Origin of the sequence: Pedobacter rhodius (genome assembly GCF_027213645.1) — a bacterium.
GTDB lineage: Bacteria > Bacteroidota > Bacteroidia > Sphingobacteriales > Sphingobacteriaceae > Pedobacter > Pedobacter rhodius.
Genome location: NZ_JAPWGL010000003.1, coordinates 792954 through 810791, shown reverse-complemented (window position 1 = coordinate 810791; position 17838 = coordinate 792954). Strand labels below are relative to the sequence as shown.

Below are 17838 nucleotides of genomic sequence, written 5' to 3'. Positions count from 1 at the left end.
TATAAAATTTAGTTAATCTTAATATTATAGCCGAATTTATTTATATGCGAAACCCAAAATTCAAGATTGTATTTCCACCATGCATGACATCCGAATGGTAGCTCATTCTGATTCATTTCAAACAGAATATCCGGATTGACCTCAAAACTGAATTTCATGGCTTCCGCCGGACCTGGGACTTTAAAATCCGGAAAATTATCGGGAATTACCTCAGCCCAGAACAAGTCTTCGTTAATAATTGGCTGAAAAGGGTAACCTGAATAAATATAGATTAGCTGATGTTTTATATACCGGTAAAAGTTAATGTAAAACGGACGATTATCATCTTCAAACGTTCGGGTAAACTTTAATTTCCTGAACTGTGTTACAATTTTATAGCAATTACGGATATTTCGCAAACAGAAGCCTCCGTTTCCTTGCCCAATTAAAGAACTATCAGGTTTTGCAGAGATAAGGCCTTCAAATAGCGGAGCGCCGATGGTATCGTTTCCCTGGCTACACCAATAATGAAGTTCATCTTTAAATACAAAAGCATCGAGTTGATAAATCAGCATGAATTCATATTCCAAAAAAGACTTATACAGCCCCGGGTATTTCAATAACCGGTTATAAGCCATAATATCATCAAAAAAAGCATCGTCGAAGGCTTTGTACCTGGCTTTCCCTTCTTTAATATATTCAATACTTTGAACAGATGCTTCAAGACGTTTCGGAATCACAAAATAGATTGGATGTTTGCCTAATATCCGGAAACATTGTTGAATCGATATCTGCTCATACTCGCTGATATCTAATCGATACATTGGTATTATAATACATGCTTTCCTGTCCATCATATCTTTTGCAAAAATTTTAACGGGCCGAAACCAGACAATATATCCAATACATTTCTGTTTTTCCAAATAAATAACTGTGCAACAAGATAAAAGATTCCCGACAGAATAACTGTATATAAAATGACCAAAATTGGAATTAACGTCAGCTTTAAAACGAAATATTTAAAAATAAAAAACGCCATGCAGGTGAGCATCGATTGAATGACCTGCAAAACCGGAAACTTAAAGTTTAAAAGTTTAAATGCGTAAAAGAATAAGGCGATGGTAACACAGAGCTCGGTTATGAGCGAACTTATAGCGGCACCATCCTGTTTCAAAAATGGAATTAAAATGAAATTCAAGCTAAGGCTAACAAATACACCGAAAAGAGATGCATACAGGATTTTTTTTTCCTGATGGAGGGGAAGCAAAATCTGGTGGCTAAAAATTTGTGCAATACCCACAAAGATTACAATGAAACACAATATCTGCAATGAACTAACGGCAGGCAGATAACTTTTTCCCGCAAACAGCAAAATAATCTCTTCAGATAAACAATAGGTCCCCAATGCAATTGGCACACTTAAAAAAATAACAAAGTTCATCGATTTTGCTAATAAAGATTTAGCCTCGGTTAAGTCTTCCTTTTGAAAAGCAATTGTTAAGCGCGGTAATAAAACTGCAGAAAGCACGCCAATAATCGCTAATGACAATTTACTGATCCTCATAGACGCGGAGTAATACCCAACGTTTACATCCCTGGTTAGAAAACCTAAAATAATCGAATCAAAAACCAAATAGATTGTGGTTACAACACTGTTTGAAAATATAATAAATAAAGGTTTCAAATGTTTTTTTAAGGAAAGCTGCTTAAATGAAATCTTTACGATTTTGTTCACGGCATACATATTTGTAACAGCAGCTAAAATCGTCGCGAGCAGATTTAAAGCATAATAGGTATTTCTATCTTCAATACTATGAACCAGTAAAAATAGCAAAGCAACGGTTAACATTCTGATAAACACCGTTCTTAGCGCTATGTATTTAAATTTCTCTATTCCCTGAAAAAACCATTCAGCGATAAACACATTGCCCATAAGAACAGCCATACCTATTTGATACAGCGCAAAGTTTGTTCTCAGCCTATGTGTAAAGTAACTAATTATAAATAAGACAATTACCGAAATAACTGAAGTTAAAAAATGAATGAAAATTAATTCTGAAAATACCTTCCCCAGCGCTTCCGGATTGTTCTTGGCCTTAGCTACTTCCCTTATGCCATACAAAGGAATTCCCAAGGCAGAAAAAATTAAAAAGTAAGTGGTAAAATTATCTGCAAAACTTACAGCCCCCATAGCTTGTGGACCTAAAACCCTCGAGGCATATGGAAAAGTAACCAGTGGAAAAAGGATTTGGGAAATCGACAATAAGGTATTAAATGCGATATTCCTTTTTAAAACCGACATAGGCTTTAGCTAACGATAGACTTGAAACCTCTTCGGGTAAGTAAAAAACCGGCCATTAAAAATCCGAAAACAAAACCACCAATTACCATTCCCTTAGTTTTAGTCGTAACAACTTTTTGCAAAGGTAATATCGGTGCGTCAATCATCTGGATTAATGGTGTTTCTTTCCGTTGTGAAACTTTAGAAAGCTCGAGGTTTTTAACCAGCTCAGTTAAGATAGCAGTGTTCGCCTGTGCGTCTACCTGTCTTCGCTGAGAAGGAACACGTAATATCTGCCTTGCAGGATTGGGATTTGGATTTGCATCAGTAAGTGCGGCAACGCCAGATAAAGCCCCATTTAACTCTCTTTTAACAGAATCTGTTTGATGTTGTAAAATAGAAACGTTTTGGGTCGATTTCTTTGTTTTGGTATTTACATAAAACTCATTCACATTTTTCACTATCTGATCGTTAAAGGCTTTAGAAAAAAGCTCGTCTTTTGAAGTAACCTGAACTTTAATGATGCTAAGTTTTTTATCTGGTTTGGTAACAACTAAACTAGTTTTCCCAATTTCTTTAACAACCTCGCCTAAAACACTATCCTGTGCTCTTAATAGTTTAAGGTTATTTGTTGGTTTAAAATTCAGATTTTTTAAAACCGGATTGTTAGCCCATTGCGCTTTTAGATTGTTAAATTCAACATATCTGTTAATTAAGGACTGTCTTTTCCCATTAAATATATTTTCAGCGAGTAAAGCTTCCTGAATCATCTTTCTGGATTTATATAATTCAATAAGATTATCCCCCTGAAAGATACCGCTATTACCGGAACCGCCTAAATCTACCCCGATCATAGAAGCTAAACCACCAAACTGACCGAGTGCACCCCCACTGTCCGAATCTTCCAAAGCAAAAGTACTCACAGCTACATATAAAGGCTTTTTATAGGTTGAATAAAAATAACCTAAAACCACCCCACAAATGCAGGCTAGTATCAAAATAGTCCATTTAGATTTTAAATAATTGAACCAATCATATAGTTTAAGTACTAATTCTCTTACGGTAATTTCCCGACTATTATTTTCAGACATAGTATTTATCGTAATAAAGAAACAATAATTGCAGCGATTGAAGCCACAGCTGTTGAAATACCAACCAAACCAGCAATCCCTATTTTCTCTCTTTCAGCTCGTTTAGGCACAAAAATCTCTGAGCCTGGCTTAACCTGCGGGAAATTATTGAAGAACAGAAACTTTCTGTTTGCCGCTACAGAACCGTTAGAATACACAATGAAAGCACCTTTTTTATAGGCATTATAACTAAAACCTCCTGAACCGCTAATGTAGCCGGTAAAGCTTTTTCCTTTTGTATAAACAATACTATTTGGTTTTAAAACTTCGCCTGTAACCCTAACCGTTTGCAGTTCCTTGGGTACTCTGATAACATCTCCATCTTCTACAATCAGATCATATCTGGATAAAGGTTTATCCATAATTTTCTTTAAATCGATGCCAACCAAATCACTCCTTAAAATTTGCAAATCTTTATCTAGGCTAGTGGTATCCCTGGCGCCTGATTGTTTTAATCTTTGCAGATTTAAGAGCTTTTCTCTTTCTTCTCGCTGAATTTCGGCCGCATCCATCGCTTTCGAATCAAAACCACCTTTTCTTCTTAATGATGCCCCTTCAACATAAGCGAGCGGACTCAGTCCACCGGCCCGTTCAATCAGATCAGACACCCTTTCATCCTTCTTGATGATGGTATAAACTCCCGGATAGAGTACTTCGCCTTCTAACTTTATCTGACGCTGAATGTGGTAGCTTTCCGAATTACGAATAGATACGATATCAAATGGTTTCAAAGTAAAACCCTGGTCTTGTATCTTTAAATCACGATCAACGTTAACTGTAAAAACTTCAGCCGTTTGCGCCGATGCAGATGTTGCATCACTGTTTTTTATTCTTCTTGAAATCTCAATTCGGTTAGGTGTCGCACCTTCTTTAAAACCTCCAGCCATTTGAATTAAAGACTCTAAATTCATGTTATCAGCATAAGCAAATGTTCCCGGATCTCTTACTTCACCTTGAATAGTTACCTTATATTCTTCGCGTAAGTCGAAAATAGAGTTAATGGTTATCTTATCTTCCCTTTGAAGTTTAATATCAGGAATTGAACCGTCTAAAAGTTTGGTTACATCAAATGAAAGTAAGTTCTGGCTGTTATCCGCATTTAATCTGGAGATATAAGCACGATTTAAAAATGCATCTTCTTTAACTCCATCCGCTTTTTTGATTAGCGATTTTAAAGTTAAACCGCTCTCAAGCTCGTACTGGCCTGGGCGAAAAACGGCTCCGTTAATTTCAACACGGTTTTCAAAGCGATCTAAAATAGCTTCCACTATATAGGTATCACCATTTTTTGGTTTATAGATTCCAAAATCAGATTCTGAAACGTCAATTATTTTTCTTTCCCTGTTTGTATTCTGAAGCACCTTAATTTGTGCCGAGTATGCCTTATTAGAGAATCCGCCGGCAAAACGTATTGCATCTGCAAGTGTTTCATTTGGCAGCATCTCGTATGACGCAGGTCTTTTAACCTCGCCAGACAATTCAACTCTTGTATCATAAACTGGTACATTAATTACATCCTGATCTTGAAGTCTGATATTTCCTTTTTGAATGCCGTTTATTAACAAATCATAAACATCAATTTTAGAAACAACTTTATTATTTCTGATAACCTCAATCTTACGGAACGACCCATTAATATTTGGCCCTCCTGATTGATAAAGTACATTAAATACCGGCGATAATGAAGAAACCGTATAGGTACCGGATTTAACAGCCTCACCGGTAACTGTTACCTGTATACTGCGAATATTTCCCAGGTTTACAGCTACGCTTGTTCTGCCACTTTTGATGCCTGGATAGGTAGATGAAAGTCTCGTACGAATTTTAGAAATAGCTTGTTCTATTGTTAACCCGCCAACGGCTACTAAACCGGCATATTGAATTCGAATGGTACCATCCGGGCTAACTTTTAACTTATAATTTGCTTCATTATCTCCCGTAATATCTATTAACAATTCATCGTCCGGACCAATTATATAGCTTTTTGGCGTAGCCATCCTTAAATTTGGTTCAAAAGTTTGATTTACATTAAAGAATAAGTCTGAACCAAAAATCTTTGTGCTACGTCCTCCAAAAGATTCCTTAAGCTTTTGTCTTTCCTGATTCAATAATGAATTACCATCCTGATTGGAAACCTTTTTCAAACTATCCATTAAAGTTTTTTGAGTTGAGGTGCGGCTTCTATTCATATCAGACGCAGTTTTTGCACTGGCATCTGTTCCATTTCCAGAACCATTTACACCGTCAGCTTTTCTTATTTTCTCTACCCTGGTTCTTAATTTCTCTATTTCAGTTGCAGGCATCCCTTGCGCGGCAGCAAGCTGTTCCAGCTGTGCATCTGTATAACCAATAGATTCAGCCCTTTGCATCAGCTCCCTTATTTTGGCATCAGACAGTTCATCAACTTTAATATCAGCATAATTAGTTTGAGAAAATGCTTGTTGAGAAATGATGATGGCACAAAAAAACAGCAGGGCTGCGACTAACTTTTTAAAATTCATGTTTAGATAGGTTATGAATATTTGATTTGGAATACAAAATTATCAAATCAGATATTTCATTATATGCGCTAAAATTATTGTTCGTAAAAGTACAAAATTATTTCATTTGATAGGAAAGGGCGTAGCTAGGCATTTAAGAAATTAAGCCTATTAATTATTTATATAAAAAACGACAGGATTCTATACGTCTATATTAAGATTTTGATTAAAAAGCTCTTTATTCTTAAATTCATAATTTCCTAAAACATCGTACAACCTTCCGGATTGAACGGCATCAGTTAGTGTGCTAAGATGTTTTTCATGGTGGAGGTCGGTCCCCGCTAAATCATACAACTTTTCTGAAAGCAGCATTTCAGCAAGATGTTTAACATCCTTACCATAATAACCTAGTACAGACAATAGATTTAACTGTAGTAAACATCCCTTTTCTTTAAATCTTTTTAACCTGCTTTTATCTTTAAAATAAAAAGTATATCGTTCGGGATGGGCTAATATGGGCTGAAAACCTTTAATTTCTAAATCGAATATAGTTTGACTGATATTCGGGCTTTCTGTTAAATAAGACATCTCGATTAATAAATGCTTATCGCTTAATGAGCAAAGTGGGGCAGAAATATCGAAATCCTGGTTAATCATGTACTCAGCGCCTGCATCTAATTTTAAAGAAACACTGTTTTTTTGCATCTCATCAAGCAGCAAGTCTTTTGCTGCCCCGATAGTTTCTTTATCATTTGGATAAAGCTCTTTGTAAATATGAGGTGTACAGATAATTCGGTCAAAGCCCAATTCTTCAAATGCTTTAACGAATCGTAAAGAAGTTTGAACATCAGGAGAACCATCGTCAATACCTGGTAAGATGTGTGAATGCATATCTATTCCCAACCAGGAGATATCAGTAACTTTCTTTTTCTTATTAAAAAAACTCAACATATGATTAAAGGATTTCGGGGCGAACGATAACTTAATAATAAACTATATATACATTGATTAAACAGCAAGAACAAATATCATCCAATTTGTTGTTTAAATCTATTTTTATAGGTTGAGATGTATACGTTATTTAAAAGAAATGAATTATATATTTAAAAATACTCCGATTTATTCATTTTTCAAAAAAAAACAAAAAATAGAATCATTAAAAATAAAGAAAGCTAATAAATTTTAAAAGTAAACCAATAAACCAAAAAAAATAAGCAATAAAACTGAATTTTTCGTTTTCTACTCAAAATAATTAAGGGTTTTAAAGCCACTTTTGCTCAAATATTCATCTTTTTTCATTAGCACCAAATCAGATTGTACCATATCTTTAACTAATGCTGGTAAATCATACTTTGGCACCCAGCCCAACTGAGTTTTCGATTTAGTTGGATCGCCCAAAAGCAAATCGACTTCAGTAGGTCTAAAATATTTCGGATCAACCCTTACAACCGTTAACCCTGGTTTAAGCGCATTAAGGTTCAGGCCAAAGCTTATTGCCCTTTCTTCATCAACATCGATAATAACGCCCTTTTCATTTTCGTCTTTACCCGAAAATTCAACCTCTATACCCAATTCTGCAAAACTCATTCTTACAAAATCCCGTACAGTTGTTGTTACTCCTGTTGCAATCACAAAATCCTCTGCCTTTTCTTGCTGAAGAATTAACCACATCGCCTCGATATAATCCTTGGCATGCCCCCAATCTCGTTGAGCAGATAAATTACCCAGATATAAACATCCCTGAAGTCCTAAAGCAATTTTAGCCGTAGCTCTGGTAATTTTTCTGGTTACAAAGGTTTCGCCTCTCAATGGACTCTCATGATTAAAAAGAATTCCATTACAAGCAAACATATTGTAGGCCTCACGGTAATTTTTGGTAATCCAGAAGCCATATATTTTAGCTACCCCATACGGTGAACGGGGGTAAAAAGGGGAGTTTTCATCATAAAAACCCTTTTCGTTTTTATTTTCAGGCATTCCGCCATATAACTCTGAAGTGGAAGCCTGATAAATTCTGGTCTTTTTCTCCAATCCTAAAATTCGCACAGCTTCTAAAATTCGTAAGGTTCCTATCCCGTCTACATTTGCTACATATTCGGGAGAATCAAAGGACACCATAACATGGCTCATTGCGCCCAAATTGTAAATCTCATCGGGCTGGGTTTCCTGAATAATTCTGATTAAGTTGGTTGAATCCGTTAAATCGCCATAATGTAATTTGAAATGAACATTACTTTCATGCTGGTCCTGGTATAAATGATCGATTCGGTCAGTATTGAACAACGAACTTCTTCTTTTAATGCCGTGAACGAAATAGCCTTTTTTTAGTAAGAATTCAGCTAAATAAGCCCCATCTTGTCCGGTGATACCAGTAATAAGTGCAACTTTCATAAATTATTCATAGATATTATGTTCGCAAACATACTGAATAATTTTTGCGTAATTAAATGATTCTATTTGCATGAATATGATTTCTTCTTACAATCTGGCATCAACTACATTACGATCAATAAAAGATTTTGTATCAAATATGATTGCGCCATTTAATTTAAAAGCAGCAAAATCTAAGTCCAGAAACTTCTGGTGTGCTACCGCTAAAATTACAGCGTCATAAGCAGTTGAAGGAACCTTATCTAATAGGGGGATATTGTATTCCGCTTTCACGATTGATGAATCTGCCCATGGATCGTAAATATCAACCGCTATAGAAAATGATTTGAGTTCTTTATAAATGTCGATTACCCGGGTATTCCTTACATCGGGGCAATTCTCTTTAAAAGCAAATCCCAATATCAATACTTTAGCATTTTTTATGGCTTTATCGTGCGCCACCATCATTTTCAGCACTTTATTGGCAACAAACATCCCCATGTTATCATTTACCCGGCGACCGGATAAAATAACCTCAGGTTTGTAACCCAAAGCTTCTGATTTATGTGCAAGGTAATAAGGATCTACCCCGATGCAATGCCCGCCAACTAAACCCGGTTTGTAATTTAAAAAATTCCATTTGGTAGCGGCAGCAGCAAGCACATCTGCTGTGTCTATCTGCATTTTATCAAAAATTAAAGCCAGTTCATTAACAAAAGAGATGTTCACATCACGCTGGGCATTTTCTATCGCTTTGGAAGCTTCGGCAACTTTTATGCTCGGTGCTAAATGCGTGCCTGCACTAATAATGCTGGCATACAATTCATTAATTTGAGCGGCTACAGCCGGCGTAGAGCCCGAAGTAACTTTTTTAATTTTTGTAAGCGTATTTATTTTATCGCCTGGGTTAATACGTTCCGGTGAATAGCCGCAGAAAAAATCTTCGTTATACTTTAGTCCGGAAATCTGCTCCAGAACAGGCACACAATCTTCTTCGGTACAACCCGGGTAAACGGTCGATTCGTAAATGACGATATCTCCTTTTTTCAGTACAATGCCCAGCATTTTTGAAGCTGTTAACAAAGGCACCAAATCCGGTCGCTTAAGGTGATCAATAGGCGTCGGAACGGTAACAATAAAAATCGTACATGAACTGATATCCGGAAGGCTCGAACTGAATTTTAATCCTTTATCACCAGCTGAATCAGTCAAAACCAATTTAAGATCTTCTAAATTGGCTTCTTTAGTACTATCGAAACCATTTTTTAATTCGTTAACACGCTTTTCATTGGTATCAAATCCGATAACGGAATATTTTTTGGCAAATTCAATTGCCAACGGCAAACCCACGTAGCCTAGTCCAATTATTGCAATATGTTTTTTCCTATCCATGAATTTAAAGTGCAGCGGGTAAAGATAGAAAAATCACCGAATAGGCACGGGCAGCAAATGTGCATATTAGAAAACACAGGTACCCAAATATTGGCTGGTCGAGATGGCCGTGCGATTGTCAGACACGAAGGAAATCCAGGCGTGATAAGCCAGGCCGGTGGGTTGTCCAATCTCCAAAATCTCAGCACCGCTTTTTCTTCTTGCACCGCTGTACATACATACCGTCTGGTTGCTTTCTGCCTGGTAGGCCATGAGCATCACCTGGTCATCCGCCATTATGGAATTTGCCGGTTTGGAAAATACCCAGTTAAACAACAGGCCGTTTTCTACCGTTTTTACAAGTGGTGATTCGGCGCCGGGCAAATTGCCTTTGGTCAGCACTATTTTTGTATAGTCAAGCTCATCTTTATCTGTAAAGGCATGTATTAAGTTATAAGATTTCGCCGCGTTGTGTGCAGAGATGTTCCGGAGTTTAGCTTCAAGATTAAAACCAATCCTGATGTATGGAAGCATGACTGATAAAAACTGCTGCATTATCGTAAATTTCGCCCGGCTGCGTTTTTGTTCGGCACTACCGATTTTATTTTTTTTACTTACTTTGGGCAATCCTCTGACTACCCATTTACCATTGAGCCGGTAGCCGATAACGCTGCCCACCTTTCCGGTAAAGCCTCCGTTAATTCCTTCATTTAATATAGCCATAATTCTTAAGATTAAATTAGGAGATGATTAGTACCAATCTAAGTAAAATTGTACAAATAAGCAAGGATTAAGTCACTTATTACTCGAATTTACGACGGAGTTTAGTCGGGTATAATTGTCATAAGTCCGACTGAACCCCGACCTAACCTCGTCGGAACTCCGTTATAATATATATTATGTTGTAATTTTGTAAGTTATCATTTCGGCCTGTCCTATACTGGAATAAGTTTACAATAGAAAGTCTTGTTGCTGTTATTTGTTTACAATTGATTTGGCGTTACTGTATTTGGTTTACAATATGTTCATTCATTTTTTGACTGCAGGAAGGTTGTAAATATGAGGAACCCATGGAAATCTGATATTTTGCATCATGCTTCTAAAAAGAAGCTTTCCTGATAAATTAATAGTCCTAAAGAAAATGTCACGTTGAGCTTGTCGAAACGCCTTAATTAGCTTTTGCAAGTCCTTCCAAAAGCTAATAAAAGGTCGTCATTGCGAGGCACGAAGCAATCTTAAAATAATATGTTTATAGCGATCGCATTAAGATTCCCTGCGTGCGGTAGCTATCATGTGGACACATCTTTTTGAAACGGTTTTTTAGGCATTTCGCTGACTGACTTACATATCCAACAGGTTTTACCGAAGGACGCCGTCAATCCCAAGGGGTGGATAATCAAAAAAACAGTTGCAGGATAGAACATCTTGCACTGCCAAACCTCAAACGCAGTGGTTTTGTGTTCAGGTTTAGCAAAATCATTCAATTAGCAGTAACGAACAAAACAAAGTGCCGCTGTTTTTTTGATGTGTATAAGATAGTGCGGAAGCCCCCTAGCTGGATTGACAAAGCATTTTTGCATACTTTTGATGCTTCAACCTGCGCAGCAAGCTTGAATACCATTTTAAAACATAAACAAACAATGAAAAATGTTTGATGCCCCGCGGCAAAGAGCGGAAAAAAAACTTTAATAATTTGTGTCCACACGGTAGCTGCGGTAGGCAGGCTTAGTGTCTCGCAATGACGAAAGCAAGAGAAAGTTTTATTTCTCTTGCTTTCACCTTTAACTCATCGTAATTTTTATGAAATAAATTACACCCTCAGTACAGATTGAATATTTAATATGGCCTTTTAATCAGGCTATTTAATTTGCTTCAGCAAGTAAGCGCCATAACCGCTTTTAACGAGCGGGGTTGCGATTGCCCTTAGCTGTTCTGAATTTATAAAACCCATGCGATAGGCAATTTCTTCGATACACCCGATTTTTAAACCCTGACGCTCTTCAATAATCTGAACGAACTGCCCGGCCTGCATTAATGACGTAAAGGTTCCGGTATCCAGCCAGGCTGTTCCGCGGCTCAGCACACCAACTTTTAAAGTGCCTCTTTCCAGGTAAACTTTATTGATATCTGTAATTTCATATTCGCCTCTTGGAGAAGGCTTGATATTTTTCGCAATTTCGACAACTTCGTTGTCATAAAAATACAATCCTGGTACAGCGTAATCAGATTTAGGCTTTTCAGGCTTTTCTTCAATGGAAATGGCGTTTTTATCGGCATCAAATTCTACAACTCCGTAGCGCTCCGGGTCAGAAACCTGGTAAGCAAAAACAACGCCTCCTTCCGGATCAGAGCTGGCCTGTAATAATTTGGCCATGCCATCACCGTGGAAAATGTTATCGCCTAAAACCAATGCAACCTTATCTTTTCCGATAAATTCTTCGCCAATAACAAAGGCTTGTGCCAGACCGTTTGGTTCGGCTTGCACGGCATAACTAAATTTACAGCCTAATGAAGCGCCATCGCCTAATAATTTTTCAAAATTTGGCAAATCATGAGGTGTAGAAATAATTAAAATTTCTTTTATCCCTGCAAGCATCAAAGTAGATAAAGGATAATAGATCATCGGCTTATCATAAACCGGCATCATTTGCTTACTGCAAGCTAAGGTTAATGGATGTAAACGTGTTCCGCTGCCACCAGCTAAAATTATACCTTTCATTATTTATTTGTTTAAGCGGTTATTTGCAGAATCGGTTAACTGTATAACCGATAATATTTAACCTTCAATTATATCTTTTTATTATTATTTTCCATTAAAACAATTTAACGATTAAACAGTTAAACATTAGCCTTTTAGCTGATGTATACATTCAATAAGACTATCTCTCCAATAAGGAATAGTCAGGCCAAATGTATTTTTTATTTTTGTTTTATCCATTACAGAAAATGCCGGGCGTTTTGCTTTGGTGGGATAGGCCGAGCCTGGGATTGGATTTGCATTAACATTGGTTCTACTAATATCAAATATGGCTTTCGCAAAATCGAACCATGAAGTTACGCCTTCGTTACTGTAATGATAGATGCCATAATTTTCATTTCCCGAATCAATAATATCGAAAATTGCATTTGCTAAATCTATAGCATAAGTTGGGGTACCAACCTGATCAGCAATAATGTTGAGTTCATCACGTTCGGCACCAAACTTTAACATCGTTTTTACGAAGTTATTGGCATATTCTGAATACAACCAGCTGGTACGAATAATAAAATGTTTTTCCAGAACAGCTGTTACTGCTTTTTCTCCATCTAGCTTAGTAACGCCATATACATTTATCGGATTTGCCTCATCTTCTTCCTTTAAAAGCTTCACCTCGTTTCCTTCAAAAACGAAATCTGTAGAAACATGAATTAAAGTGACTGAATTTGCCTCGCAGGCGGCAGCTAAATAACCTGCACCCGTTTCATTAACAGCCTTTGACAATTGAACTTCATCTTCGGCCTTATCAACAGCGGTATAGGCCGCGCAGTTAATTACAAAAGCTGGTTTTTCTCTTTCCAGTAATTTATTTAATAAGTCTGCATCTAAAATATTTGCTTCCTTTTCAACAGGGAAAATGATATCAGAAATACCCCGTCTTTCAGCAACGGTTTTAAGACATTGTCCAAGTTGGCCACCTGCACCAATTACGAGTATTTTGCTCATATTATTTTAACGAAGAAAAGGTATTTAGAATTAAATCTTTTTCTGATACAGCTGCTTTATCTTCAGGAATCATCCAATCGATAGCTAAATCTGCGTCATTATAAATTACGCCCAGTTCTGAAGCTTTATTATAGAAATTATCACACTTGTAAAAAAACTCAGCAGTTTCACTCAATACGGAGAAACCGTGAAGAAAGCCTCTCGGAACATAAAGTTGCAAATGATTTTCGGCACTTAGTTTTACAGAAATGTGTTTCCCGTATGTAGGCGAACCAGGACGGGCATCTACGGCAACATCTAATACCTCGCCCTTTAAAACCCGAACCAGTTTGGCCTGGGCATGCTCACCAGATTGCGCATGCAAACCCCTGATTACGCCATAAGAAGAAAAAGATTCGTTATCCTGTACAAAATTTCCGGATAAACCCGTTTTTGCTTCAAAAGTATTTTTATTAAAACTTTCGAAAAAATAGCCTCTCGTATCTTCGAAAACCCTTGGTTTAATAATTACACAGTCTTTTAATCCTGTTTCCTGAATCTCCATTATTTGCCGTGGTATTGCTGTTCGTAATAGGACTGATAATTCCCTGAAGTAACATTGTTTAACCAGTCTTCATTTTGAAGGTACCAGTCGACCGTTTTTGCCAGACCTTCTTCAAATTGTAAACTTGGTACCCAATCCAATTGCTTTTGTAATTTGGAAGAATCAATTGCGTAACGTAAATCGTGCCCTGCCCTGTCAGTAACATACGTAATTAACTTAGCGGATTCCCCGGCTTCACGACCTAATTTCTGATCCATTATGGTACAAAGCAGGTTAATTAAATCAATATTTTTCCATTCGTTATGTCCGCCTATATTATACGTATCACCGGTTTTCGAATGATGGAAAATGACATCAATTGCACGGGCATGATCTTCCACCCATAACCAATCGCGAACATTTTCGCCCTTTCCATATACCGGTACAGGCTTATTGTTTTTAATGTTATTAATTGCTAAAGGAATTAATTTCTCCGGAAAATGATGCGAACCATAATTATTTGAGCAATTGGAAATGACACAATCCATTCCATAAGTATCGTGGTAAGCCCTTACAAAATGGTCGGAACTTGCCTTCGATGCAGAATAAGGACTGTGTGGATCGTAAGCTGTCGTTTCGGTAAACATGCCTTCTTCACCCAGTGCACCATACACCTCATCGGTACTTACATGATAAAAACGCTTTTTATCGTAATCGCCTTTCCAGTATTCGCGTGCTGCATTTAATAAATTAACTGTGCCGATTACATTGGTTATCACAAAAGCGGTAGGGTCTGTAATTGATCGGTCTACATGGCTTTCTGCAGCCAGGTGAATAACCGCATCAAAATTTTCTGCTTTAAACAATTCGTTCATGGCAGCAGCATCCGTAATATCCTCTTTTACAAAACGATAATTCGGCTTGTTTTCAATATCCGTCAAATTTGCAAGATTACCTGCATAGGTTAATTTATCCAGGTTTACAATTTCGTATTGAGGATAGTTATTTACAAAACGGCGAACCACATGAGAGCCGATGAAGCCGGCACCACCGGTAATCAGAATTTTTTTCACTTTACTTATTAAGGATAAACGATTTTCAATCTGCTAAAATAAGACAGTTAAAATTAAAAACCAATGTTTTAATTTTATAAATTCTCTTATTAAGAAACGGTATAGTGTTATTGCATGCATCAAGCCGTCCTTCTCGCGCATGCCTACCGCAGGCACAATGTCATTAAATTAAGAAAAAATGCTGTCAGTCTGAGCCTGTCGAAGACCTTTTTCGGCACTCGAAAACAAAAATAATTGTCCTTCGACTAAGCTACCATTGACGTTATTTTTTAACTTATTGAAATACATCAAATTATGAACTATGTATATTTACGTTTTATAAGGCCAAAGCACTGTTTCTCCGTTCCGCTTTAAACCGGCCTAACAAATTTTTGGGGATGCACTATCCAAGCCAAAGCACAATCTTAAATACAAAAATTTTCAGCCGGCAATTTTGTTTCTTTTGTTGCCAAAAGAAAAAAGCCTGTCCGGCCAGGACAAATAAAACACCCCGCCCTGCGGGCACCCCTCTGAAAGAGGGGAATGTGGAATAGCAATGTCATTTACATTGATTTTCATGAAATAAATTAGCCCTAAGGATAGTACTTATTTTTATCTCCTTAACTTAATGACATTGACCGCAGGCAGGCGCGAATCTTAATGCTTTTAGTAAATTCTGATTTATCATTTCCCTCTACACCATCTCACCTCGGCTACCGATGAAAATCGGTACAGGTCAGCCGCCGGAGGGCTTCTTCTTTATTTTTCAGCAGTTGTAGGAGCCCCAAACCTCCCCGGAGGAGAGGGCGTTACATATCGAATAAATAAAAGCTTTTGAAGTGGCACATAGACAGTTTGCAATATCTATATCTTAGCTGAGAACTTAAATCAAACGTTAAATATATAAACATGGTTTTTTATCAGCAGTAAACCGTATTATCTTCTAATTTTTTCCAGCTTCTTCTCCGGCTATTAACAGGAAAAGCATCTCCAGGATTTTTTCAAGTTCCTCATATAAATTAAACACATACTTCGCATCCATTGTAGCAATACTACTATTCCCATTAAATGCGCAATAAATCCATTCCTGTAAGCCATACCTGATTTCCTCAATACGTTTAAGGGTTAAAATCTGTTTGAGGTAAAATAACGGGTTTCCAATTTCGGCTTCTGATAGCACATTAACCTCATAACTGCCGGGGATACCATTACCCTCCTCAATTTTTTGCCCTTTAATATCATTTATCCAATCTTTAAATGTTTCACCTGTTGATGAATAATGAGTTGTGCTTATATATTTGATGTTATTGGTGACAATTAAATACCCGGCATGCAGCAGCTGAATTAACTGGTTATGAAAGTAAATCAGGTTACCATGCTTTTCCACTCCCATATTTTCGGTAAGCGCAGTTTTAAACCAGCATCGGAGTTCAAACTTATAATAGCCCAAACTTGCGCCATTAAAAAAAGACTCCACCTCCAGGTAAGGATCCAACTGGTTTGCCCGGACCAATAATAAGGGGCAGGTATCTTCAAATCTTCTGACGGCCATCGGCTTATCAATAGCCTGATGTTCTAAAACACGGTTGTAAATCAGCCAGCTCAGTTCAATCAATTTTCTGGTATTATGGTAAAGCGGAAAATATATTTTACCGTTGCAATTTTCTGTATTGTGGTTCAGTAATTGCCCCATCCATTCGTATAGCGTACTTTTGTAAGCAGTTACTATTTCCTCCTTCAGAAAACTAAGCGCTAGCAATGGATTAATCAGTTCTTGCTGGTTAAGGTATTGAAAAGTATACGTAAAACGCTGTTTTTCATATTCCAGATAACTCGTATTTACGCAGATACTGATATGCGCATGTTCTTTATCCAGGTGTTGTTTAAATTGAAAAGCCAGTTCAAAAAGTTCGGTGTAAAACTGATAAATAATATATGCATCGGCATGAATCATTTTTTTTGAGCAAGCATGTTCATTTGTAATTAAATCCATCAGTTCTTCCAGAAGCAATAAATGATTTTCAACTGTTCGCAATTCAAAAAATGTTTTACAAAAATTTAAATAGGAATGTGCCTGCAAATTATTCGTATTGTCTTTATTCATAATCATTAAGTTTATTGTACAATTTATTATCTTGCGTATCACTTATACGAATATACTAATAAAATTAGTAAAACGAATATAAATTCATTTTACTTATAAACATTTTTGAATGACTGAAAATCAGAGGTTAAAAATTATTATAGAACGGTTAAATTTTAAAACACAGAAAGAATTTGCTGCAAGCCTTAATATTAAGGAAGGTACGCTCTCGGATGTTTTACGCGGGCGAATCGGGATTTCAACTGCTATAAAAGACAGGCTCTTTTTAAAATTTAACGTTAACATCGAATGGCTTGAAAAAGGAATTGGAGAACCTTTTTTAAAGAAAGGCCCTGTAATTTCAGAAACAAAAGAAGGCGTGCCCTATTTCGACATCAGTCTTTCGGATACCGATACCTTATTATTAGAGGAAGATAAAGCAGATTACTTCGTAAACTATAAACCTTTTAACGATTGTACCGCATACCTGCCGGTTTATGGAGATAGCATGTATCCAAAATATGCTTCGGGCGAAATTATAGCGGTACGGGAAGTAACCAATTTAGAAGTTTTGCAATGGGGCGAAGCTTATGTGGTAATGGCCAATGAGAAGTCTAACCATCTCCGGAGCATAAAACTCATCTTCGAACATAGCAATAAAGACAAACTTATCTTAAGATCATCCAATCCGAATTTTAAAGGCGATACCATTATAGATAAAACAAGTATTACTGCTTTATACATTATCAAAGGAAAAATAACCCGGAATTTAATTTAGTGACTGGAGCAGAGCGGAATTGAAAAAATCGCTATTCAATCTTTTCTGTGCCGAATTAATGTTTTTCCAACAAAAAAGATTGCTTCAC

The 17838-nt window shown here is 36.8% G+C and carries 14 protein-coding genes; 1 reads left to right on the top strand and 13 read right to left on the bottom strand.

All coding sequences use genetic code 11. From position 1 onward, the window contains the following. Positions 1-8: 8 nt before the first annotated feature. The 13 genes from O0931_RS13610 to O0931_RS13550 form a co-directional block, all read right to left on the bottom strand. Positions 9-836 (bottom strand): DUF5672 family protein, encoded by an 828-nt coding sequence (locus O0931_RS13610; protein WP_269416122.1) that lies wholly within the window; start codon positions 834-836, stop codon positions 9-11. Further along, positions 833-2281 carry a flippase gene (locus tag O0931_RS13605; protein ID WP_269416121.1) on the bottom strand — a complete coding sequence of 483 codons (1449 nt, stop codon included), beginning with the start codon at positions 2279-2281 and terminating at the stop codon, positions 833-835. The genes O0931_RS13610 and O0931_RS13605 overlap by 4 nt, the downstream gene beginning before the upstream one ends. Positions 2282-2286: 5 nt before the next feature. After that, on the bottom strand, positions 2287-3351 hold the full coding sequence (locus O0931_RS13600; protein WP_269416120.1) for a GumC domain-containing protein: 1065 nt from the start codon (positions 3349-3351) through the stop codon (positions 2287-2289). Positions 3352-3356: 5 nt separating this feature from the next. After that, positions 3357-5891, bottom strand: a complete 2535-nt coding sequence (locus O0931_RS13595; RefSeq protein WP_269416119.1) for an SLBB domain-containing protein — start codon at positions 5889-5891, stop codon at positions 3357-3359. A 180-nt stretch (positions 5892-6071) separates the two neighbouring features. Next, positions 6072-6821, bottom strand: coding sequence for a tyrosine-protein phosphatase (locus tag O0931_RS13590; protein ID WP_269416118.1), 750 nt, complete (start codon positions 6819-6821; stop codon positions 6072-6074). A gap of 288 nt (positions 6822-7109) precedes the next feature. Next, positions 7110-8261, bottom strand: coding sequence for a GDP-mannose 4,6-dehydratase (gmd, locus tag O0931_RS13585; protein WP_269416117.1), 1152 nt, complete (start codon positions 8259-8261; stop codon positions 7110-7112). An 87-nt stretch (positions 8262-8348) separates the two neighbouring features. Next, positions 8349-9632 (bottom strand): nucleotide sugar dehydrogenase, encoded by a 1284-nt coding sequence (locus O0931_RS13580; protein ID WP_269416116.1) that lies wholly within the window; start codon positions 9630-9632, stop codon positions 8349-8351. A 66-nt stretch (positions 9633-9698) separates the two neighbouring features. After that, on the bottom strand, positions 9699-10334 hold the full coding sequence (locus tag O0931_RS13575; protein ID WP_269416115.1) for a DUF6266 family protein: 636 nt from the start codon (positions 10332-10334) through the stop codon (positions 9699-9701). A 1135-nt stretch (positions 10335-11469) separates the two neighbouring features. Beyond that, positions 11470-12330 carry a glucose-1-phosphate thymidylyltransferase RfbA gene (gene rfbA / locus O0931_RS13570; RefSeq protein WP_269416114.1) on the bottom strand — a complete coding sequence of 287 codons (861 nt, stop codon included), beginning with the start codon at positions 12328-12330 and terminating at the stop codon, positions 11470-11472. Positions 12331-12456: 126 nt separating this feature from the next. Further along, positions 12457-13314 (bottom strand): dTDP-4-dehydrorhamnose reductase, encoded by an 858-nt coding sequence (rfbD, locus tag O0931_RS13565; RefSeq protein WP_269416113.1) that lies wholly within the window; start codon positions 13312-13314, stop codon positions 12457-12459. A gap of 1 nt (position 13315) precedes the next feature. Next, complete coding sequence (gene rfbC, locus O0931_RS13560; RefSeq protein WP_269416112.1) at positions 13316-13858, bottom strand: dTDP-4-dehydrorhamnose 3,5-epimerase; 543 nt, start codon at positions 13856-13858, stop codon at positions 13316-13318. Then, a complete protein-coding gene (gene rfbB, locus O0931_RS13555) occupies positions 13858-14910 on the bottom strand; it encodes a dTDP-glucose 4,6-dehydratase (RefSeq protein ID WP_269416111.1) in 1053 nt (350 codons plus the stop codon). The genes rfbC and rfbB overlap by 1 nt, the downstream gene beginning before the upstream one ends. Positions 14911-15832: 922 nt before the next feature. After that, positions 15833-16993, bottom strand: coding sequence for a hypothetical protein (locus O0931_RS13550; RefSeq protein ID WP_269416110.1), 1161 nt, complete (start codon positions 16991-16993; stop codon positions 15833-15835). 109 nt (positions 16994-17102) lie between these two features. Here O0931_RS13550 and O0931_RS13545 point away from each other — a divergent pair, with 109 nt between their 5' ends. Next, the gene (locus O0931_RS13545; protein WP_269416109.1) at positions 17103-17750 is read left to right on the top strand and encodes a LexA family transcriptional regulator; all 648 of its coding nucleotides are present in this window, start codon (positions 17103-17105) and stop codon (positions 17748-17750) included. The last annotated feature ends 88 nt before the right edge of the window (positions 17751-17838 follow it).